This is a genomic window from Streptomyces odontomachicola, from assembly GCF_039605595.1.
Lineage (GTDB): Bacteria > Actinomycetota > Actinomycetes > Streptomycetales > Streptomycetaceae > Streptomyces.
Window position 1 is genome coordinate 1 of sequence record NZ_JBCFOK010000046.1, and the last position, 287, is coordinate 287.

At 57.8% G+C, this 287-nt stretch carries 1 rRNA gene; it reads left to right on the forward strand.

Annotated elements, in window-relative coordinates:
* Positions 1 to 111 precede the first annotated feature (111 nt).
* Positions 112 to 287 (forward strand): 16S ribosomal RNA (locus ABEE00_RS35720); the annotation flags it as partial.

The following is a 287-nucleotide window of genomic DNA, read 5'->3' on the forward strand; positions in this document are numbered from 1 at the left end:
GACTGTGGGCGAGGTTCCTTTGAAACACACAGCGAGGACGCTGAGCACTGAGGGACTATTCCTCCCGATGTGCCGCTCTTACGTCGTGTGCGCCCCGATTACGGGGAAGCATTCACGGAGAGTTTGATCCTGGCTCAGGACGAACGCTGGCGGCGTGCTTAACACATGCAAGTCGAACGATGAAGCCCTTCGGGGTGGATTAGTGGCGAACGGGTGAGTAACACGTGGGCAATCTGCCCTGCACTTCGGGACAAGCCCTGGAAACGGGGTCTAATACCGGATACGAC